Below are 21,601 nucleotides of genomic sequence, written 5' to 3' on the forward strand. Positions count from 1 at the left end.
CCGTCCTGCTGTCACCCATGCGCGCCAGCGACCATACTGTCGCCCCCGCCAGAGCCGGCGGACATTGGACCGATACCGCGATACCGAAACCATGCGCCTTCTTCACACTTCCGACTGGCATCTGGGCCAGCACTTCATGGGCAAGAGCCGCCAGGCAGAGCACGCTGCGCTCATCGACTGGCTGCTGGAGCAGGTCGATGCCCAGGCGGTGGATGCCGTGCTCATCGCGGGCGATATCTTCGACACCGGCGCGCCGCCCAGCTATGCACGCGAGCTGTACAGCCAGCTCGTGGTGCGCCTGCACGCGGCGGGCGTGGCCCTGCTGCTGCTGGGCGGCAACCATGACTCCGTGGCCACGCTGGCCGAAAGCCGCGAGCTGCTGGCCTGCCTGGACACCACCGTGGTGGCCGCCGTGGGCGAGACGGCCAGCCACGTGGTGGAGTTGCCGCTGCGGCGCCGGCCGGGCCAGCCTGCCATGCCTGGCTGCATCGTCTGCGCCCTGCCCTTCATGCGCCCGCGCGACGTGATGCTGAGCCAGGCGGGCCAAAGCGCCGAGCAAAAACAGCAGGCGCTGCAGGCCGCCATCGAGGCCTGCTACCGCAACGTGCACGACGCCGCCATCGCTCGCCGTGATGCGCTGGCTGCCACACGCGGCGAGCGCCTGCCCATCGTCGCCACGGGCCACCTCACCACCGTGGGCGCCAGCAGCAGCGAGTCCGTGCGCGAAATCTATGTGGGCTCGCTGGACGCCTTCCCCACCTCGGCCTTTCCGCCCGCCGACTACGTGGCCCTGGGCCACATCCACCAGCCGCAGAAAGTGGGCGGCCTGGAGCACATCCGCTACAGCGGCTCGCCCATTGCGCTGAGCTTTGACGAGGCCCGCCAGTCCAAGCAGATGCTGCTGGTGGACCTGGGCCCCGAAGGGCTGCAGGCCGTCACGCCGCTGCCCGTTCCCTGCTTTCAGCCCATGGCCTCGGTGGCAGGCAGCCTGACCGCCTTGCCGGATCTGATGCGCGCCACCGCCCAGGCCGGCAGCCCTGCACGGCCCGTGTGGTTGGAGGTGGTGGTGGAGCAGGACGACTACCTGCTCCAGCTCACCGACCGCGTGCAGGCCTTGGCCGACGAGCTGCCCGTGGAACTGCTGCGCGTGCGGCGCCAGCGCGGCCGGGCGGTGGCCGGCATGGCCGCCGCCGCTGGCGAGTCGCTGCACGAGATCAGCCCCGCCGACGTCTTCGAGCGCCGCCTGGCGCTGGAAGCACTGGAGCCTGGCATGGCCCAGGCCCTCACCCGGCGCTACCAGGAGGTGGTGGCCGGGCTTGATGCGCCCCACCCAGGCGCCGGCGAACACGGCGAGGAGGCCCGCGCATGAAGATCCTTACGCTGCGGCTCAAGAACCTCAACTCGCTCAAGGGCGAATGGCGCATCGACTTCACGCAGGCACCGTTCGCGGGCAACGGCCTGTTCGCCATCACCGGGGCCACGGGCGCGGGCAAGTCCACCCTGCTCGATGCCATCTGCCTGGCGCTGTACCACGAGACACCGCGCCTGAAGACCATCTCGGCATCCGCCAACGACCTCATGACGCGCCACACGGCCGACTGTCTGGCCGAGGTCGAATTCGAGGTCAAGGGACAGGTCTACCGCGCCTTCTGGAGCCAGCGCCGCGCACGCGACAGGGTGGATGGCGCGCTGCAGGCGCCCAAGGTGGAACTGGCCCGGGGCGACGGCAGCATCCTCAGCAGCCAGACGCGCGACAAGCTGGAGCAGACCGCCGCCATCACGGGGCTGGACTTCGATCGCTTCACCAAGTCCATGCTGCTGGCCCAGGGCGGCTTTGCGGCTTTTCTGCAAGCCAATGCCAATGAGCGCGCCGGCCTGCTGGAAGAGCTGACAGGCACCGAGATCTACGGCCTCATCTCGCAGAAAGTCTTCGAACGCGCCCGCGATGCGCGCCAGCGCCTGGACCAGCTCAAGGCCCAGGCCGATGGCGTGGAGTTGCTGACGCCCGAGGCGCGCGATGCCCTGCAGGCCCAGGCCGACAGCCTGGTGACGGAGCAGGCCACGCTGCAGGCCGACTACCTGCGCGCCCAGGCCCAGCACCAATGGCAGCAGCAACTGGCCCAGGCCACCCAGACACTGCAGTCCGCCCGCACCGGCTGCGCAGACGCCGCCCAGGCACTGGAGCAGGCCACGCCCGAACTGGAAAGACTGGCCAACGACGAGCCTGCTCAAGCGCTGCAGCCGCTGCACCAGGCCTGGCAGCGCAGCACCGCCGCCTGCGATGACAGCCGCCAGCAACTGCAGCAACTGCGCGAGCACGAACAGCAGACCCAGGCCCGCCTGCTGCTGCAGCACCGCCATGCCCAGGCCCTGTCCGCCCGCCTGGCCCAGGCTGCGCAAGACACCCTGGCCCGCCAGCAGGCCGAGCACCAAACGCTGGAACAGTTCTGCACCCACCATGCAGCCCATGCCCTGCTGGGCGAGCGCCTGGGCAGCTGGCGCCAGCAGTTCAAGCTGCGCGCCAGCCAGCAACAGCAGGCGGCCCACCAGCAGCAGGCCCTGCGCAAGCTGGATGCCGAACAGGCCCGCATGGCGCAAAGCGTCGAAGCCGGCGCGGCCCAGGTCCAAGCCGCCACCGATGCCCAGGCCCGCGCCAGCGCCGCACTCCAGCACGCGCAGGACGAACAGGCGCAGCGCCTTCAAGGCAGCGGCGGCATGGCCGAGCTGCGCGCGCGCGAGCAGGCAGAGCAGGACCGCCTGCACCTGTGGCGCCAGGCAGAAACCCAGGCCGCGCAGCGCCGCGAACTTGCGCGCCAGCAACAGACACTGGCCCGGGAATTGCGCGAAGGAACAGCACTGGCGCAGCAGCAGACGGACACCTGGCAAGCCCTGCGCACGCGCTACATAGACGTGCGAGAACAGGTCCGTGACAAGCAAAAACTGCTGGCCCAGGAGCAGCGCATCCAAAGCCTGTCCGAGCACCGCCACGCCCTGCAGCCCGGCCAGCCCTGCCCGCTGTGCGGCGCGCAAGAGCACCCGGCCGTGGCCGCCTACGAAGCGCTGGACGCCTCGGCCACCGAAGCCGCGCTGCGCCGCAAGCAGGAGGAACTCGACGCCCTGCAAACCCAGGGCGAAACCGCCCGCGCCACGCTGGCCGCCACCACGGCCGCGCAGGCGGCGCGCCAGCGCCAGGCCGACGAACTGGAACAGGACATCGCACGCTGGCACGACACATGGAACGACACATGGCAGGGCCTCACGCAACCCCTGCAACTCGCGCCAGACAGTTGGCAACAGGCCGACACCCTCGCCGCATCGGCCCAGGCCTGCGCCCGGCAGCTGGACACGCTCAAGCGCGCCGTGCAGGCCGCCGAGCAAGGCGAGCAGGCCGTGCAACAGGCCAAGGACGCCGCCCAGCACAGTCGCCAGACACTGCAGACCGCGCAAGGCCAGCTTGCGCTGCAGCAGCAGGCCCTGGCCGACCACAGCGCACGCCGCGAAGAACTGCAGCAATCCATCGCCGGCCTGCAGGCCGAAGCCCAGGCGCTGAACGCGCAGTTGCAGGCTTCACTCGGCGAGGCCGGCCACACCCTGCCCGACAACGCCCAGCCCTGGCTTGAGGCACGCGAAGCCGAATGGCAGCACTGGCAGCAGGCCCGGCACGACCTGCAGCAACTGGCCCAATCGATGGCCTTGCAGCGCAAGGAATGCGAGGCGGCCGAGGCCGATGCGCAGCGCTGGAAAAAGCAGTCGGAAACACAGTGGGAGGCACAGTGCGAGGTGCAGAGAACGGCGCAGCACCATCCCGTCGATACGGCTGTGGCAGAGCCGCCTTCACTCCCCATGCCGCCCCTGGAACAGCTGCCGCAGGCCCTGGCCGAATGCGCCAGCGACATCGCCGCTCTCACGCGGCAGCAGGATGCCCTGCAAGGCCAGCAGCAACAGGCCCAGGCCACGCTGGCCCGCCAGCGCGAGGAAGCGGCCAAGGCCGAATCCGCATGGCAGGCCGCCCTGAGCACCAGCCCCTTTGCCGACGAACCCGCCTACCTGCAGGCCCTGCTGCCCGCACCCGAACGCCAGCGCCTGGTCGCGCTGCGCCAGCAACTGCAGGCGGCACAACAGCGCGCTGCCACCCTGCTCGAAGCCGCACAGCGCGAGCACGCGCAACTGCAGGCCCAGGCCCTGACCGAGGCGGCGCCCGAAGAAATCCAGGCCCGCCTGCAAACGCTGGAGGAACGCCGCAACGCACTCAGCGAACAACTGGGCGGCGTCCGCACCCAGCTGGCCGACGACCAGCGCCGCCGCCAGGGCCAGCAGGCCCTGTTCGAGCGCATTGCGGCCCAGGCCAGCGACAGCGAGCTGTGGCAGCACCTGGACGGCCTCATCGGCTCGGCCAAGGGGGACAAATACCGGCGCTTTGCCCAAGGCCTCACGCTGGACCACCTGCTGCACCTGGCCAACCTCCACCTGTCGCGCCTGCACGGCCGCTACCTGCTGCGCCGCAAGCCCGAGGGCGAGCTGGAACTGGACATCGTCGACAGCTGGCAGGGCGACACCCCGCGCGACACGCGCACGCTATCGGGCGGCGAGGCCTTCCTCGTCAGTCTGGCCCTGGCCCTGGCGCTGTCCGACCTGGTCAGCCACAAGACCTCCATCGACTCCCTGTTCCTCGACGAAGGCTTCGGCACGCTCGATGCCGACACGCTGGAGATCGCACTCACCGCGCTGGACCGGCTCAACGACAGCGGCAAGATGATCGGCATCATCAGCCACGTGGAGGCGCTCAAGGAACGCATCGCCGTGCAGGTGCGGGTGGAGAAAGGCGGTGGCGTGGGGCATTCGAGGCTGGTGGTTTCTTCGTGATCCGAAGCGTTTCAAAATCTCTTAGGCTGTTGTTTTTAAAAGAATTTCGGTATAAAAGAGAAATTCTCAAAAAAATACCGAAATGCAAGACCTCCAGCCATCAGCGGCCCGCCAGTACATAGACGCCGTATCCACCTTCGAAGCCCTGGAAGAAGCCCGGGATGAAGGGGCTCAAGTACGCGGTGGCATGTATTGGCATGCGGGTCCGGCGTCGTCTCCTCAATCCAGCTACCTGATCCGCACCACGCCTGCGGGCGCCGAAACCAGCCTCGGTCTTCGCACGCCGGAAACCGAAGCCATCTATGAACGCTTCATGCAGCGCAAACGGGAAAGCGCCGAGCGTTTGGCCGGGCTCAAGGCCGCATTGGCCCAGCACCAGCGACTGAATCGTGCGCTGCGCGTAGGCAGGGTGGACCCGCTGGTGGTGGAGCTGCTCAACCGTCTGTCGATCACCGGGCTGAGTCCGCACTTTCGCGTGGTAGGAACGCATGCGCTTTACGCGTACGAGGCAGCAGCCGGCTTGCGGCTACAGGCAGATGCCCTGGCCACGCGCGACATGGACCTGTTGTGGGATACCCGCAAGCGGCTGCAATTTGCCACGCAACTCGCCCGCGTAGACAGCTCCATGCTCGGCGTACTGAAGAAGGTGGACAGCACGTTCCGCCTGCGCAAAAGCCAGCTCTACACGGCCGTCAACAAAGACGGTTTTGAAGTGGACATCATCCGTCGCGAACGTGTGGCAGACGATCCCCACCCCATCAAACTCAGCGACGCCGAGGAAGACTTCTGGGTGGCCCAGGCCAGGCGTGCCAACGTGCTGCTGGATGCGCCACCGTTTTCAGCCGTCATCGTCGCCAGCAATGGAGCCATGGCGCGCATGCATACCGTCCACCCGGCAACCTTCGTCGCGTTCAAGCGATGGATGGCCGGCCTGCGCGAGCGAGAGGCCATCAAGCGCAGGCGGGATGTACTGCAAGCGGACGTGGTGCAAGCGCTGGTGGACGGGTACTTGCCTCCATGAGTGCTTTCGGATACGTCTGAGACCTGTGCAATGTGTGAGCAGGCAGGCCTGGGTTCAACGCACATATGGGAAGTCATTGCGTGCCACTGCTTTGCTCTGCTCTGCAGCTCAATACAGAACTGTCACCAAACTGCCTCCCAACGCCTGCACCATCCTGCGGGCACGGCCTGCGTGGCCGCCGTTCACTCCTTTTCAAGGACCGCTCCATGCAAGTGCGCTTTCCCAATCCCTTCGGCCTGGCCCTGCCCGACGCCCAGGCGGTGCGCGAGTACCAGGCCGCGCAAGGCTTCTCCGACGCCTACGCGCAGTTCCTGATCACGCAGAACGGCCTGGACTTCGACCGGCTCGAAGCGGCGCCCGACCGCGAGGACTACCTGCAGGCCGACGACGAGACCGGCGACAACCACGCCTGGCTGCGCACCCTGCACCACTTCCGCGCAGGCTCGGAGCACTGCGACGTGGAGGACCACCAGCGCGAGAACCTGTTTGCCGCGCACTTCATGGTCATTGGCCATGACCCCGGCGGCAACCCCTTCGTGGAAGTGCTGCACGGCGCCTTCAAGGGTCGCATCGGCAGCCTGGACCATGAGCTGTTTGCGGGCTGCGAGGACCTGGAGCAGTTCCTCGAAGAAATGGAACTGAGCGGCTTTGCCGCCGCCAGCGTGGACGAGCAGACCGACATGCTTTGCGACGAAGACCAGGGCCTGATCTGGTTCCACGCCAGCAGCATGGACAGCTTCGTGCAGCAATGCGTGTTCTGCGACGAGGACGGCTCGGGCTTCGTGGTGGACGAGCCGGGGTTGGAAGAGGATTGAGCCACGGGGCGGGCCTTGCCCGCAACCTGGCAGACAGCCAGAAGGCGTTGAAGCAGGCCGAGGCACAAACGGCCAGCGCGCTGGAGCAGTGCGATATGGATATCAGTGGAACTTCACCGGCTGCACGCCCCGGTGCTTGGGCCTGACCACCACGGTGCCCGCAATCTTGTCGTGCCAGCCTTGCTTGCGCGGGTCAAAGGCCACCCAGATCAGCCCCAGGCACAGCGGGATGATAGACACGAAATAGGCCAGGTAGCGAATGACGGCCTGCCGTGTGCTCATGTCCGAGCCGGTCTGCGCGTCCACGATCCTGGCGGAGATGATCATCTTGCCCGGCGTGGCCTGTTTCTTGATCCAGAAGATGACGACGGCAATGGCAGGCAGCACCCAGGAGATGACGAAATCGGCCGGGCCGTGCAACAGTTTTTCGGACTCCAGGTATTCCCATCCGTAGATGGAGATCAGGGCCGGCAGCATGAGCACGAGCAGGATCACGGTGTCGATCAGCGCGGCGCCGGTGCGGGCCCAGAAGCCCACGTATTCGAGATCGTCATCCTGCATGGTGCGCCCTGGTTGGCATATGGGGCTGCCAGTGTGCCACCTCGGTGCCCCGCCAGAAATGCCGCGCAAGACCAGGGCCTGTGCGGCAGGGTTGCGGCGGCCTGTCGGTCGAACTAGCGATCGAATACTGCCTGCAGGTCCTTCTGCCCCGTCACGCCGGACTGCAGCGCCAGCATCAGCAGGATCCGCGCCTTGGGCGCGCGCAGGTCGTCGGCCATGACGGCACCGGCCTCGAACGAGGTCTTGCCGCCGCCCTCGAAGCCGTAGCTGGGCATGACGCGGCCGTTGTGCACGCGCGTGCTGACGACCACGGGCACGTTCTTGCCGATGGCGTACTTGGCGGCATCGAGCATGGCGACGTTCATGTTGCCCATGCCCAGGGCGTCGATGACGATGCCCTTGACGCCACGGTCCACCGCCTGGCGCACGGCCTGGCCGTTGGCACCGCCGTACATGGGGAAGATTTCCACCTCGGGCATGGTCTGCGCCTGGATGGGCAGGTGCTGGCGGCGCGCGGGGGCGGAGGCGAAGCTGACGCGGTCCGGGTAGACCTCGCCCAGGAAGCCGAATTCACCCGAGCGGAAGGTCTCCACGTTGGCCGTGTGTGTCTTGGTGACGTAGCGCGCGGCGTTGATCTGGTTGTTCATGGCCAGCATGGCGCCCTTGTCGCGCGCCTTGGGGTCCACGGCGATGCGCACGGCGTTGAGCAGGTTGCGCGGGCCGTCGAAGTCGGACACCGAGGCATTGCGCTGCGCGCCGATGAGCACGACGGGCTTGGACGACTGCACGGTCAGGTCCAGCCAGAAGGCGGTTTCCTCCAGCGTGTCCGTGCCGTGCGAGACGATGGCGCCAGCCACCTCAGGGCGGGCCAGCGCGGCCTGTACGGCCTGGGTGAGCTGCACCCAGCGGGCCGGGTCCATGTAGTCGGAGGGCACGTTGGACAGGTTGTTGACCTGGATACGCGCGTACTTGCCCACGTCGGGCACGGTGGCCAGCAGGTCGTCGCCCGAGATCGCGGGCACGGGCGCGTTCTTGACCGGGTCGATCTTCATGGCGATGGTGCCGCCCGTGGCGATGAACTGGACCACGGGCTTGTCCTGGGCGGCGGCGCTGGTAGCAATCATGGGCAGGGTGCAGGCAGTGAGCAGGGCGAGGGCGGTGCGGCGGAAGGCTTTCACGGGTGTTGTCTCCTTGTTGTGATGTCAAGGAGCATGCTAACCATGGCGTGCGGCCGGCCCGCGCTGCCGGCCCTGCGTGAAACCCCGATGGACAGGCGCGGTCAGCGCATCAAAGCGCCAGCGCGGCCTCGATGTCCGTGGACAGCTTGGCCGGCGCATCCTGCGGCGCATAGCGGCGGATGACCTGGCCGTCACGGCCGACGAGGAATTTGGTGAAGTTCCACTTGATGGCCTTGGTGCCGAGCACGCCCGGCGCCTCGGCCGTGAGCCAGCGGTACAGCGGGTGGGCATTGGCGCCGTTGACGTCGATCTTGCCCATGAGCGGGAAGCGCACGCCAAAGTTCAGGTCGCAGAAACTGGCGATTTCCGATTCGCTGCCCTTTTCCTGGGAACCGAACTGGTTGCACGGAAAGCCCAGCACCACCAGGCCGCGCTCGCCGTACTGCTCATGCAGCGCCTGCAGTCCCGCGTACTGCGGCGTGAAGCCGCAGGCGCTGGCGGTGTTGACGATGAGCAGCACCTTGCCACGGTAGTCCGACAGGGGAACGGCCTGGCCCGTGATGGAGGTGGCCTCGAAGTCGTAGGCCGAGCGGGGCGCGGCGGCGGTGTCATTCATGCGGATGCTCCTGAAGTGGAGCATCCATGGTAGCGCCGGGACACCCGGGGGGGCGCTGGCCGGGCATGGGGATGCGGACTTGTCTCACAGACAGCAGGCGGCCAAAAACTTACCTTGGAAGGCAACAGGCGGGCACAGCGGCCCGCCTGGTCCCGTTTCGCTGGCAGGTGTTTACAAGCCGCATAGGCGCATGCCTGCCGTAGTTTCCGTCCCACGATGAAGAGACCACCTATATGAACACCAACAGCACCCCCACGAAGCAAGCCAAATCCAACCCCGGCAACGGCCACCTGGCTCTGGACCCCAAGGCCCTGGAGGCTGCCAAGCGCAGCCTGGACGATGGCGCCGTGACCCCGCATTTCGGGCCCTGGCGCGAGGACATCATCAAGCTGCTCAATGACTCGCTGGCCACCGAGCTGGTGTGCGTGATGCGCTACAAGCGCCATCACTTCACCGCCGTGGGTCTGGCCTCGCCGGCCATCGCCGACGAGTTCCTGGTCCATGCCAACGAGGAAATGGCCCACGCCGACAAGCTGGCCCAGCGCATCGTGCAGCTGGGCGGCGAGCCCGACTTCAACCCCCAGACGCTGACCCAGCGCAGCCATGCCGACTACAACGGCGAGACGGACCTGAAGGCCATGATCCGCACCAACCTGATCGCCGAGCGCGTGGCCATCGAGGCCTACAGCCAGATGATCGACCTGATCGGCGACAAGGACCCCACCACGCGCCGGCTGATCGAATCCATCCTGGAGCAGGAGCAGGAGCATGCGGACGAGCTGTCCGACTGGCTGGAGAAATAAGCACTTCCCGCCAGTACACGCCAGCCCGACAATACCGGGGCTTGGCCCATAGGCAAGGCACCCCGCGCGAGCGGGGTGCCGTTTTTTTGGGCATTCTCTAGCCTTCGCGGAATGGTCCCGCCCTATCGGCCCTGATGTCCTGTCATCAGGGCCGTCTTGCAATATGCGCTTTTCTTTCAATGACTTGAAGCTGCCCGACGCTGTGCTCGCAGCCTGGCAAAGGCTGCTGGCCAGCCGCATCGGCCAGCGCGTGGCGGCCCTGCCCTGGTGGCACCGCTGGCCCACCCGGCGCGAATGGCTGCTGTTCGCCGCTGCGCTGCCGCTGCTGTTCGCGCTGTATGTGCTGGCCCTGATCCCGTTCACGCCCGGCATCCGCGACATACGCAAGGCCAAGCTGGAGCAGCCAGCCCAGATCATGAGCGCGGATGGCAAGCAGCTCGCGCAGTTCAAGCGCAGCAACCGGCAGTGGGTGAAGCTCGACGAGATGTCGCCCTCGGTGATCAAGGCGCTGATCGCCACCGAGGACCACCGCTTCTACGAGCACCACGGCATGGACTGGCGCCGCACGCTGGGCTCGGTGGTGCACACGCTGCGGGGCGATCCGCAGGGCGGCTCCACCCTCACCCAGCAGCTCGCACGCAACCTGTACCCGACCGAAATCGGCCGCGCGCCCACGCTCAACCGCAAGCTCAAGGAGGCGATCACGGCCTTCAAGATCGAGGCGCTCTACACCAAGGACGAGATCCTCGAGACCTATCTGAACACCGTGCCCTTCCTCTACAACGCCTTCGGCATAGAGATGGCGGCGCGCACCTATTTCGACAAGCCGGCCGCGCGGCTGACGGTGCTGGAAAGTGCCACGCTGGTGGGCATGCTCAAGGGCACGAGCTACTACAACCCCGTGCTCAACCCCGGCCGCGCGCTGTACCGCCGCAACACGGTGCTGTCGCAAATGGTCAAGCGCGGCGTGCTGCAGGAGGCCGAGTTCGCCCAGCTCAAGAAGCGCCCCATGCGCATCAACTTCGAGCGCCAGGAAGAGCCCCTGGGCATGGCGCCGCACTTCGCGCAGCATCTGCGCAAGTGGCTGATCGACTGGGCCGACCGCAACGACTACAACATCTACACCGATGGCCTGGTGGTGCACACCACCATCGACTCGCGCCTGCAGAACTGGGCCAACCAGGCCGTGGCGCGCCAGACGCGCACGCTGCAGGGCGTGGCCAATGGCGCCTGGAGCCAGCGCGACGGCTGGAATGCCGCCAACCCGCTGGTGCAGCAACTCGTGCGAGAGACCCCCGCCTGGCGCGCGGCGCGCAAACGCGCGGACAGCCAAGGCAAGGACAAGGCAACGGACAAGGACAGCGAGGAAGACACCCTCAAGGCCCTGCTGGCCGACAAGGCCTTCATGAAGCAGCTGCGCGAGGACAAGACCCGCGTGCAGGCAGGCTTCGTGGCGCTGAACCCGGCCACCTCCGAAGTGCTGGCATGGGTAGGCAGCCGCGACTTCACGCAGGACGCCTACGACCACGTGCAGCAGGCACGGCGCCAGCCCGGCTCCACCTTCAAGCCCTTTGTCTATGGCGCCGCGCTGCAGCAGGGCGCCACCCCCGGCGACAAGCGCGTGGACAGCCCCGTGGAAATCCAGCTGGCCGGCGGCGAAGTCTGGCGCCCCACCGACGCCACGCCCCCCACGGGCCGCGAGATGACGCTGCGCGACGCCCTGGCCTACTCCAAGAACACCATCACCGCCGAAGTCATGCAGTCCGTGGGCCCCGCCCGCGTGGCACGCCTGGCGCGCGCCCTGGGCGTGCGCCAGAGCCCGCTGGACGAGGTTCCCGCCCTGGCCCTGGGCAGCAGCCCGGTGTCACTGCTGGAGATGGTCAACGCCTATGCCAGCCTGGCCCACGGTGGCCGCTGGCTGCCGCCCATGATGGTCACGCGCATCGAGGACGCCGACGGCAAGGTCATCGCCGAATTCAGCCCGCCCAAGCCCGAGCGCGCGCTGGACGAAGACCACGCCTACGCCCTGGTGGACATGCTGCGCGCCGTGGTGGACAAAGGCACGGCCGTGGCCGTGCGCCAGCGCTACGGCATCCACGCCGACGTGGCCGGCAAGACCGGCACCACCCAGGGCAATGCCGATGGCTGGTTCATCCTCATGCACCCGGAAATCGTCACCGGCGCCTGGGCCGGCTTCAACGACGCGCGCATCACCCTGCGCAGCGACCGCTGGGGCCAGGGCTCGCGCAGCGCCCTGCCCATGGTGGGAGACTTCATGTCCCGCGCCCTGCGCAGCCCCGTCATCGACGCCAAGGCCCGCTTCGAGCCACCCGAACAAAGCCACTGGTGGTCCGACATGGTCGGCCGCCTGCGCGAACGCATGCAGGGCTGGTGGCCCGACCAGCAGCCGCCCGCACAGCCCGGCCAACCCGCCACCCCGGAGCCGGCGCCGACCCCTGAACCCGCACCCGAGCCCACGGAGCCACCCGGCCCGGGCCTGTCGCCCGGCGAGGAAATCATAGAAAGCACCCCCGCCCTGCCCGCCCCCAGCATCCCCCTCACCCAGGGCACGCTGGGCCCCACGGACCAGCGCGCAGTGCAGGAAGCCACCCCCGCCACACCCGCCCTGCCCGGCGGCGAGGACGCCCCCGCAGGCACCGGCGTGGTGATCACGCCGATCCGGCCCTGACCCGGCTGGCTGTTGGCTGTTCCCCAGCCTCCCCCCTTCTGCCCATGCCTGCGTTGGGCGGGATGCGGGGTGGCAAGCCTGCCGAAGGACAGGCTTGCTTCGTCATCTGACTCGCCGCAGTTGTTTGAGCGGCGCGCGAAGCGCAAAGCGAGTTCTGCGGCGCACCCCGCATCCCGCCCAACGCAGGTCGCCCGTAGCGAAGCGAAGGGTCGTGGGCAGTGGGGCGCGCTTCTTTGCCTACTTTCTTATCGCGCGATAAGAAAGTCGGTCGGCCGCCGGGCCGAAACCCGGCCTCGAAAAACAACCACCCGGCAGGGACAAATCCAGCGAAAGAATCAAAGCACAAAGAGTCACCGCGAAGTCCGCGTATGACTCACATTGGCATCCACAGTCCCAAACACCGTCACCCCACTGGCACTGGACGCCTGGCTCCCCGCAACATCCCCAGGCACTCCACCCGCACAGCCAGCCAGCCCCACACTCAGGGCCACCAGCACCATCGCGGCCAGCTCACGCATGCCGTATTTCATCGCAATCTCCTTGAACTCCGGCGCAACCGACCGGCACAGCCCATGTTAGCCGCGCCACCCTGCCGCCCCGTGAGCGAAGGTAATCACCCTTCGAGGTAAAGCGCGGCCAGCCGCTCGCGTGCCGCACTGTCGATGCCCAGCGCATCCCGCAGATACCCTTCCATCCCCCCGAAGTCGGCCCGCACCATGTCGGTGGCGGCCGCAAGGTAGGAGGCCTGCACGCGCCACAGCACATCCATCACTTCGGCTGGCATGGGGGCGAAGGTGGTAGCGGGCCGCTGGTAGAGCTGGTTGGTCAGCAGGTAGTCCTGCATCACGGTGTCCTCGTCCACGCCCAGCGCGGTGAGCAGCAAGGCGGCAGCCCAGCCCGTGCGGTCCTTGCCGGCCGTGCAGTGGAAGACCAGCGGATCCTGGCTGTCCAGCAGCAGCTGGAACAACTGTGCAAAGCGCGGTGCGTAGGCGTGCACGAAGCTGCGGTAGGTGTCCTGCATCAGCTCCTCGGCATGGGCGGCCGTGAGGTCGTTGCCTGCGGCGATCAGGGCACTGGCGCGCTGCACCACGGTGGGCTCGACGATGAGCGCATGGCGGGCAATGCCCGGCCATTCGTAGGCCAGGTGGGCGCTTTCCATCTTGCCCCGGAAGTCCGCGCTGCGCGCGAGCTTCAGGCCCTGCAGCACGTCCAGGTCCGCTGCGCTGAGGCCGGCCAGGTGGTCGGCACGGAACAGCGTGCGCCAGCGCACGCGCCGGCCATCCAGGCCCGCGTAGCCACCGAGGTCTCGGAAGTTGGAGGCGCCGTCCAGGCGGATGGAGCGCGAGGGCGCCGGGGAGGAAGCAGCGGCGGCAGCCGCTGCCGGGGTGAGCATTTCGGTATCCATGCCCGCTAGATTAGCCCAAGCATGTGTTGCCCCCATGTCAGGCCGGCGACCCGCTGGTGTAGAGCTCAAACACTGCCCTCAAAACTGGCGCGCCCCAAAGCCAGGGACACCGAAGAAGGGCCTAAGCCGGCCGCGCCGCCCCGCACCGAGGGTGTCGTCCCCCTCCCTCGCGGAGCGAGTAGAGAGGGGGAAGGCGCGTAAGCGCCTCAGGGGGTGAGATGTTTCCCCACGATGCCGGCCAGCTCGAACATGTTCACGCTGTCCTTGCCGAAGACGGGCCGCAGCTTGTCGTCGGCGCGGATGACGCGCTTGTCATTGGGGTCCTGCAGGTTCTGGGCCTTGACGTATTCCCACAGCTTCTTGACCACTTCGGTACGCGCCACCGTGCCTTCGCCGATGACGGCGGCCAGGGCCGCGCTGGGCTGCAGCGTGCCGGCAGCCGGCTTGCGCGCAGTCTTGGTGGCGGTCTTTGCCGTGGTCTTGGCCGCGGCCTTCTTGGCAGGTGCCTTCTTGGCCGGCGCGCTCTTGGCGGCCGCCGTCTTGCGCGGCGGGTATTTGCTGTCGCGCTGCTCGAACTCGAAGTTCACCTTGCCGGCCGCGCCATCCCACACCAGGAAGGCCTTGAAGCTGCGGCGCGTGCGGTTGGAGACGAACTTGTCCAGCAGGTCGGTCTTGCCGGTCTGCAGCAGCTTTTGCATCTGCTCGCGCTCTATGGGCTGCTGCAGGATGATCTGGCCGCTCTTGAAGTCACAGCTGGGCGTGGCCTGGGCCAGCGTGGGCACGGCCTTGGCGCAGACGTAGTTGCTGCCGTGCTCGAAGACGGGCGCGCCGCACTTGGGGCAGGGGCCCAGCGATTGCTGGCTGGCAAAGTCCACCAGCTCGCCCGTGTCTTCGGAGGCGGCGTCGTCGCCAAAGTCGAACTCGAGCTTGTAGTTGCCGCCTTCCTCATCGCGCACGATGGTGACTTCGGCCACGAAGGGCCAGCCTGCCTTGGAGCGAAAGCCGTCCAGCGGGCCCAGGCGGCGGTCGCGCAGCAGTTGCTCGGCCTCGGCCGTCTCGAAGGTGCGGCCTGCAGGCGACTTGGTGAACGAGAAGCCGCAGCCCGCGCCCTGGCCGTCGCTGCCCGTGCAGCCGTAGCGGCGGTAGTTCTCCTTGACCACGCCGCCGCAGTTGGGGCAAGGCGTGGACAGGGTGGCGTAGTCGCCGGGCACGGTGTCTCGGTCGTATTCCTTGGCCTTCTTGACCAGCTTTTCCGTCATGGACTGGATCTGCTGCATGAAGGCATCGCGCGAGAGCTGGCCCTTTTCCATCTGGGCCAGCTTGTATTCCCATTCACCGGTGAGGTCGGCGCGCGAGAGCTCTTCCACGCCCAGGCCGCGCAGCAGCGTCATGAGCTGGAAGGCCTTGGCCGTGGGAATCAGCTCGCGGCCTTCGCGCAGCATGTACTTTTCGGTCAGCAGGCCTTCGATGATGGCCGCGCGCGTGGCAGGCGTGCCCAGGCCCTTTTCCTGCATGGCCTCGCGCAGCTCGTCGTCCTCCACCTGCTTGCCCGCGCTTTCCATGGCGCCCAGCAGCGTGGCTTCGGAGTAGCGCGCGGGCGGCTTGGTCTTGAGGCCCTTGAGATCGACCTGGCCGGCGCGCGGCTGCTCGCCGGGCTGCACCGCGACCAGGGGCTGGCCCTTGTCGCCGTCCTTGCCGCCTTCGACCTCGTTGGCGGCCTCCTTGCCGTAGATGGCCAGCCAACCGGGCTTGACCAGGATCTTGCCTTCGGTCTTGAAGCTGTGCTGCTCGACCTTGCTGATGCGCGTGGTCACCTGGTGCTCGGCACTCGGGAAGAACACGGCCATGAAGCGGCGCACGACGAGGTCATAGAGCTTTTGCTCGGCCTCGGACAGGCCGCTGGGCGCCTGCGTGGTCGGGATGATGGCAAAGTGATCCGACACCTTGCTGTTGTCGAAGATGCGCTTGGTCGGGCGCACATAGTTCTCGTCCAGCGCCTGCTGGGCAAAGGGCGCCAGGTGGCGCATGCCGCTGCCGGCCAGCATGGCGAAGGTCTGGTGCGCCACGGGCACGTAGTCCTCGGGCAGGGCGCGCGAGTCGGTACGCGGGTAGGTCAGGGCCTTGTGGCGCTCGTACAGGCTTTGCGCCAGCGCCAGCGTGGTCTTGGCCGAGAAGCCGAACTTGCCGTTGGCCTCGCGCTGCAGGCTGGTCAGGTCGAACAGCAGCGGGCTGGCCTGGGACGTGGGCTTGGACTCCTCGGTGACCTGGGCCGGCTTGCCGCGCACGGCGTCGGCGATGGCCTGGGCGTCGCGCTGGTTCCAGATGCGGTCGGCGCGGGCTTCCGCATCCTCGCTCTTCTTCCATTGGGGATCGAACCACTTGCCCAGGTACTGGCCGGCCTGCGCGTCGAAGGCGGCATGCACTTCCCAGTAGTCGCGGCTGACGAACTTGCGGATCTTTTCCTCGCGCTCCACCACCAGGGACAGCGTGGGCGTCTGCACGCGGCCCACGGTGGTCAGGAAGAAGCCGCCGTCGCGCGAATTGAAGGCCGTCATGGCGCGCGTGCCGTTGATGCCCACCAGCCAGTCGGCCTCGGAGCGGCTGCGCGCCGCGCTGGCAAGGCCCTGCATCTGGCTGTCGCTGCGCAGGTTCTGGAAGCCGTCGCGGATGGCCTGCGGCGTCATGGACTGCAGCCACAGGCGCTTGACCGGCTTGCCCAGACCCTTGCCGTCCGGCTTGGCACCTGCAGCGTACTGCTCGATCAGGCGGAAGATCAGCTCACCCTCGCGGCCCGCGTCGCAGGCGTTGATGAGTTCGGTGACGTCCTTGCGCTTGGCCAGCTTGACCACGGCATTGAGCCGGCTCTTGGTCTTGTCCACGGGCTTGAGGTCGAAATACGGCGGGATCACCGGCAGGTTGGCAAAACTCCATTTGCCGCGCTTGACGTCGAATTCCTCGGGCGCCTGGATTTCCACCAGGTGGCCCACGGCGCTGGTCACGACGTAGTGTTCGCTCTCGAAGTATTCATCGTGCTTGTCGAATTTGCCCGCCACCGGAGTCAACGCGCGGACGATGTCCTGCGCGACCGAAGGCTTCTCAGCAATCACCAGGGTCTTTGTCATTGTGTGTACTCGTCATTCCCCGCAGGAGCTGCATGTCGCATGCCTGCGCTTCTACAATCCATGGCTCACGCGTGTACGTACGTGTACGCGCACGCGCATGTGTGCCTATTCAAGTTATCAGAGAAAACATGCCCCGCACAGCTTTGGCCCCTTCCGGCGGCCGCCGTATCCAGACCCGCCGCTCGGGTGTCCATGGCAAGGGCGTCTTCGCCGTGCAGGATCTTGCCGAAGGCGAGGTCCTTGTCGAGTACGTAGGGGAAATCGTCAGCTGGCAGGAAGCCCAGGACAGGCACCCGCACGACCCCAGCCAGCCCAACCATACCTTCTACTTCCACATCGACGAAGACCGCGTGATCGATGCCAACTACGGCGGCAATTCCTCGCGCTGGATCAACCACAGCTGCGCGCCCAACTGCTACACCGACGAGCGCGATGGCCGCATCTTCATCGTCGCACTGCGCAACATCGCCGCCGGCGAGGAGCTGAGCTACGACTACGGCCTGATCATCGACGAACCCTACACCAGGAAGCTGAAGGCCGAGTATCCCTGCTGGTGCGGTGCGGCCACCTGCCGCGGCACGCTGCTGGCGCCCAAGCGCGGCTGGCGTCCGCCCATGCCCGGCGATGCGTTGCCGGCCGGCGCAAAGCCGAAATCGGAAAAGTCTGAAAAGGCAAAGCGGCCCCAAAAACAGCAGGCCCAAGCGCCAAAGCCTTTGGGCAAACCCACCCAAGAGCCGAAGAAGAAATCCGGCACATCCTCGACAAAGGCGGGCGCATGATGGCTTCGTCCCCCATCCACTGGCCTGCGGAGTCGCTGTGGCAGGCCATCGAGCCGCAACTGCCGGGCTTTTCCGTGGAGATCGTGCCCAGCATCGGCTCGACCAACACCGAGCTGATGGCACGCGCCCGCGATGGCCGCAACGAACCCGTGCTGCTGGTGACCGAAGTGCAGACCGCCGGCCGGGGCCGGCTGGGCCGCCAGTGGACCAGCGGCGTGGGCGATTCACTGACCTTCTCGCTGGGCATGCCGCTGGCGCCTGCCGACTGGTCCGGCCTGTCGCTGGCCGTGGGCCTGAGCGTGGCGCAAAGCCTGCAGCCGCAATTGCCCGCCCCGGGCTCGCAGCGCCCGCGCATCGGCCTCAAATGGCCCAACGACCTGTGGATCGACGGCGACCGCAAGCTCGGCGGCATCCTGATCGAGACCGCCAGCTTTGTCGGCAGCGCCGCGCATGAGCCCGGCACGCCGCGCTACGTGGTCGTGGGCATCGGCCTGAATGTGCGCCCCCGCCCCGGCGACGGCATGCGCACGCCGCCGGCCAGCCTGCTGGAGCTGGACGAGCGCCTGAACGCGCCCACCGCCCTGGCCTGCGTGCTGCCGGGACTGGTGTCCGACATCCAGGCCTTTGCCGCCCAGGGCTTTGCGCCGCTGGTGGACCGCTTTGCCCAGCGCGACCTGCTGCGCGGGCGCGCCGTCAATCTCAGCGACGGCGAAAGCGGCATGGCCGAAGGCGTGGGCCGCGATGGCGCGCTGCTGGTGCGCACGGCGCGCGGCCTGCAGGCCATCACCAGCTCGGAAATCAGCGTGCGGCCGGCTGCTGTAGGCTAGAGCGATTGATGCACTAGGCCCGCCGAGAAACGACATGCTGCGAATTGCCTTTCTGCTGCTGGTGCTGGCCAATGCCGGCTACTACCTCTGGAGCCACGGCCAGCTCCAGGCCCTGGGCCTGGCCCCCCCGTCCACGACCGAGCCCGAGCGCCTGGCCCAGCAGGTGCGCCCCGAGGCGCTGAGCCTGCTGAGCGTGGACAACGCATCCACCACGCCCTCGCCGGCCGCCGCCCCGTCCACGCCAGCGCCGGCCCCCACCCCGGCAGGCGGCGAGGAGCCCGCCCCTGCACCCAGGCCCGCCCAGGCTGCAGGCCAGCCCACCAGCTGCCTGGTGGCCACGGGCATCGAAGACCGCCATGCCGAGGCGCTGCGCCGCGGCCTCATCGCCCAGGTCGCCAGCGACCAATGGGACCTGAGCAGCACGCACCAGCCGGGCCGCTGGATGGTTTACATGGGCAAGTTCCCCGACGCCGAATTCCTGGAACGCAAACGCGCCGAACTGCGCGCCCGCAAGATCGATTTCGACCGTGCGGGCGGCGCGCTGGAGCCGGGCCTGTCGCTGGGCCGCTTTTCCACCGAGGAAGCGGCCACGCGCGAGCTGACCAACTTCGCGCGCCAGGGCGTGCGCACGGCCCGCGTGGTGCAGGAGCGCCCCGACATCACGCTCTACACCCTGCGCCTGCCCCAGGCCACGGCCGCACTGCGCAGCCAGGTCGAGGCCATGGGCGGCAAGGCCTTCGAGGGCAAGCCGTTCAAACCCTGCTGAACCCGTTGGGCACGCCATGCGAAAAGGCCCGCGATCACAGGATCGCGGGCCTTTTTCATTTCAGCCGCCGCGGGTCAGAGCGCGCGCGGGTCGGTGGCCATGAGCTGCTCGACCAATACCTTCAGATCGGTGGTCAGGCGCAGGTAGCCGGCCTGGTCCAGTTCCAGGGTCTGCTCGTTCATGTAGAGCTTGCGGTTGATCTCGATCTGGATGCTGTGGCGGTGCTCGGCAGGCTTGCCGTAGCGGCGCACCAGCTCCACGCCCTTGTAGGGATGGTTGTAGTCCACGCTGTAGCCGCGCTCGCGCAGGAAGGCGCAGATGCGCTCGGACAGCGCGGGGCTGGCCGTGCTGCCGTCGCGGTCGCCGATGACGAAGTCGGCATGCACCAGGCCCGGGTGCAGCGTGGCATGGCTGGCGGCGACGGAAGGCATGGAATGGCAGTTGATGTGGATGCTGTAGCCATGGCGTGCATGGGCGGCGTCAATGGCGCGCTCCACGGCGGCGTGGTAGGGCTTCCAGCAGCGCTCGATGCGCTGCAGCAGCTCGGAGGCCGGCAACTGGCGGTCGTAGATGGGCACGCCCTCGTCGGTGAACTTCCAGATCAGGCCCTTGCCCAGGCGGACCTTCTGCAGCACGACCTGGTCGGTGGTGACGGGCAGCGGCCAGTCGCCTTCGATCATGGTGGTGTCGATCTCGGTGGTGTCGCGGTTGGCATCCAGGTAGATGCGCGGGAAATGCGCCTCCACCCAGCCCACGCCCATGCCTGGCGCAAAGGCATAGATCTTCTCCACATGCGTGTCCTCGGCCTGGCGCAGCGTGGCCAGCGGCAGGCAGGAGCCGAAGTCCTGCGGGTAGACCGTGCCGCTGTGCGGCGAGTCCAGCACCACGGCGCTGGTGCCGGCCACGCTGGTCACCATGGGCTGCGCGGCATCGGCCGCGCCGGAGCCTGCCGCGCCGGGCAGGGATTGCAGGAAGTTCTGACTGATCAGTCGCAGGACGGGATGCATGAGGAAGTGGTCTATCTCGGTTACGCATTGCACCGCTGCGCTGCGGCCAGCCCGCCATGAAACTGGCGCGTCCCAGGCCAGGGACGCCGAGCAAGGGCCGCCCCGCAGCGAGGGCGTCGTCCCCCTCCCGCAAAGCGAGAGAGGGGGAAGGCGCGAAGCGCCTCAGGGGGAGCCTTTAATCCAGCTGGATCTGGGCCGTGGCGGCAATCTTCTTCATCTTGGCCACTTCGCTGGCGATCTGCTTGGTGAAAGCATCGCTGCTGGTGCCGGAGATGTACAGGCCCTGGGCAGCCATGCGCTTTTGCACGGCCGGGTCCTTGAGCGCGGCCGCGATGGCCTTTTGCACGCGGGCGATCTGCTCGGGCGGCGTGCTCTTGGGGGCCACGAGGCCGAACCAGGAAGGATCATTCAGGTCGGCGTGGCCGGCTTCGGCGTAGGTCTGCACATCGGGCAGCACGTCCAGGCGCTCATGCCAGGACACGGCCAGGGCCTTGACCTTGCCGCCCTTGATGTGGGGCAGCGAGGACGCGACCTGGTCGAAGTACACGGGCACCTGGCCGCCGAGCACGTCGTTGATGGCCGGGCCTGCACCACGGTAGGGAATGTGCTGCATCTCTGTGCCCGTGCTCTTCATGAACTGGGCGCCCCACATGTGGCCGATGGTGCCGTTGCCGGGCGTGGCGAAGCTGACCTTGCCGGGGTTGGCCTTCAGGTACTTCACGAACTCGGCAAAGTTGTTGGCAGGCACCAGCTTGGGGTTGATCACGATCACGCCGGGCGCCTTGACGATCTCGGTCACGCCGACGAAGTCATTGATGGCGTCATAGGGCAGCTTCTTGAACACGGCAGGGTTCACGCCATGGGTGGACAGCGTGGCAATGCCGAAGGTCACGCCGTCGGTGGCACGTGCCACTTCGGCCATGCCGATGGAGCCGCCGGCGCCGGCCTTGTTCTCGATCACCACCGCCTGGCCGCCCAGCAACTTGGGCAGCACGTCCTGCATGTTGCGCGGGACCATGTCGGTGGAGCCACCAGCAGGGAACGGAACGACGATGCGCAGGGGACGGGTGGTTTCCTGGGCGAAGGACATTCCAGGAACGACAGAAGAAGCGGCGATGGAAGCAAGGAAATGGCGTCGTTGCATAGGAT

General features: G+C 67.4%; 16 protein-coding genes. 9 read left to right on the forward strand and 7 right to left on the reverse strand.

The window, feature by feature from the left end; genetic code table 11:
* Positions 1–91 precede the first annotated feature (91 nt).
* The 4 genes from sbcD to AAN986_RS26720 all read left to right on the forward strand — a co-directional run bounded on the left by sbcD (position 92) and on the right by AAN986_RS26720 (position 6,699).
* A complete protein-coding gene (gene sbcD, locus AAN986_RS26705; protein WP_209672453.1) occupies positions 92–1,369 on the forward strand; it encodes an exonuclease subunit SbcD in 1,278 nt (425 codons plus the stop codon).
* Positions 1,366–4,863: an AAA family ATPase gene (locus AAN986_RS26710; protein ID WP_047217848.1), complete on the forward strand. Its 3,498-nt coding sequence runs from the start codon at positions 1,366–1,368 to the stop codon at positions 4,861–4,863. Before sbcD ends, AAN986_RS26710 begins: the two co-directional genes overlap by 4 nt.
* 82 nt (positions 4,864–4,945) lie before the next feature.
* Positions 4,946–5,884 carry a GSU2403 family nucleotidyltransferase fold protein gene (locus tag AAN986_RS26715; protein WP_016452083.1) on the forward strand — a complete coding sequence of 313 codons (939 nt, stop codon included), beginning with the start codon at positions 4,946–4,948 and terminating at the stop codon, positions 5,882–5,884.
* 206 nt (positions 5,885–6,090) lie between these two features.
* Positions 6,091–6,699 carry a hypothetical protein gene (locus AAN986_RS26720; protein WP_034366885.1) on the forward strand — a complete coding sequence of 203 codons (609 nt, stop codon included), beginning with the start codon at positions 6,091–6,093 and terminating at the stop codon, positions 6,697–6,699.
* A 102-nt stretch (positions 6,700–6,801) separates the two neighbouring features.
* Here the strand turns inward: AAN986_RS26720 and AAN986_RS26725 are convergent, their stop codons facing one another.
* The 3 genes from AAN986_RS26725 to AAN986_RS26735 all read right to left on the reverse strand — a co-directional run bounded on the left by AAN986_RS26725 (position 6,802) and on the right by AAN986_RS26735 (position 9,054).
* Complete coding sequence (locus AAN986_RS26725; protein WP_349335533.1) at positions 6,802–7,260, reverse strand: RDD family protein; 459 nt, start codon at positions 7,258–7,260, stop codon at positions 6,802–6,804.
* Positions 7,261–7,373: 113 nt separating this feature from the next.
* Entirely contained in the window at positions 7,374–8,438 is a 1,065-nt protein-coding gene (locus tag AAN986_RS26730; RefSeq protein WP_016452086.1) for an asparaginase, read from the reverse strand.
* Between the two features lie 109 nt (positions 8,439–8,547).
* Complete coding sequence (locus tag AAN986_RS26735) at positions 8,548–9,054, reverse strand: glutathione peroxidase (RefSeq protein WP_013804566.1); 507 nt, start codon at positions 9,052–9,054, stop codon at positions 8,548–8,550.
* 233 nt (positions 9,055–9,287) lie between these two features.
* Here AAN986_RS26735 and AAN986_RS26740 point away from each other — a divergent pair, with 233 nt between their 5' ends.
* Both AAN986_RS26740 and AAN986_RS26745 read left to right on the forward strand, forming a co-directional pair.
* The gene (locus AAN986_RS26740; RefSeq protein WP_016449875.1) at positions 9,288–9,857 is read left to right on the forward strand and encodes a ferritin-like domain-containing protein; all 570 of its coding nucleotides are present in this window, start codon (positions 9,288–9,290) and stop codon (positions 9,855–9,857) included.
* 163 nt (positions 9,858–10,020) lie between these two features.
* A complete protein-coding gene (locus AAN986_RS26745; protein ID WP_349335534.1) occupies positions 10,021–12,546 on the forward strand; it encodes a transglycosylase domain-containing protein in 2,526 nt (841 codons plus the stop codon).
* A 613-nt stretch (positions 12,547–13,159) separates the two neighbouring features.
* On the opposite strand, the gene AAN986_RS26750 is transcribed toward AAN986_RS26745, so the two are convergent.
* Entirely contained in the window at positions 13,160–13,939 is a 780-nt protein-coding gene (locus tag AAN986_RS26750; protein ID WP_016449410.1) for a tyrosine-protein phosphatase, read from the reverse strand.
* Between the two features lie 218 nt (positions 13,940–14,157).
* On the reverse strand, positions 14,158–17,073 hold the full coding sequence (locus AAN986_RS26755) for a DNA topoisomerase III (RefSeq protein ID WP_047218931.1): 2,916 nt from the start codon (positions 17,071–17,073) through the stop codon (positions 14,158–14,160).
* A 128-nt stretch (positions 17,074–17,201) separates the two neighbouring features.
* Between AAN986_RS26755 and AAN986_RS26760 the strand changes: the two genes are divergently transcribed.
* From AAN986_RS26760 to AAN986_RS26770, 3 genes are read left to right on the forward strand one after another with little or no spacing between them, the layout of a single operon-like run.
* Positions 17,202–17,852: an SET domain-containing protein-lysine N-methyltransferase gene (locus AAN986_RS26760; RefSeq protein ID WP_016449408.1), complete on the forward strand. Its 651-nt coding sequence runs from the start codon at positions 17,202–17,204 to the stop codon at positions 17,850–17,852.
* A complete protein-coding gene (locus AAN986_RS26765) occupies positions 17,849–18,679 on the forward strand; it encodes a biotin--[acetyl-CoA-carboxylase] ligase (RefSeq protein ID WP_047218930.1) in 831 nt (276 codons plus the stop codon). The genes AAN986_RS26760 and AAN986_RS26765 overlap by 4 nt, the downstream gene beginning before the upstream one ends.
* Positions 18,680–18,713: 34 nt before the next feature.
* Positions 18,714–19,445, forward strand: coding sequence for a hypothetical protein (locus AAN986_RS26770; protein ID WP_047218929.1), 732 nt, complete (start codon positions 18,714–18,716; stop codon positions 19,443–19,445).
* Between the two features lie 74 nt (positions 19,446–19,519).
* Here the strand turns inward: AAN986_RS26770 and AAN986_RS26775 are convergent, their stop codons facing one another.
* Complete coding sequence (locus AAN986_RS26775) at positions 19,520–20,452, reverse strand: N-formylglutamate amidohydrolase (protein WP_047218928.1); 933 nt, start codon at positions 20,450–20,452, stop codon at positions 19,520–19,522.
* A 175-nt stretch (positions 20,453–20,627) separates the two neighbouring features.
* Positions 20,628–21,596 (reverse strand): tripartite tricarboxylate transporter substrate-binding protein, encoded by a 969-nt coding sequence (locus tag AAN986_RS26780; protein ID WP_026062916.1) that lies wholly within the window; start codon positions 21,594–21,596, stop codon positions 20,628–20,630.
* Positions 21,597–21,601 lie beyond the last annotated feature (5 nt).

It is taken from the genome of Delftia sp. DS1230 (genome assembly GCF_040112715.1).
Lineage (GTDB): Bacteria > Pseudomonadota > Gammaproteobacteria > Burkholderiales > Burkholderiaceae_C > Comamonas > Comamonas tsuruhatensis.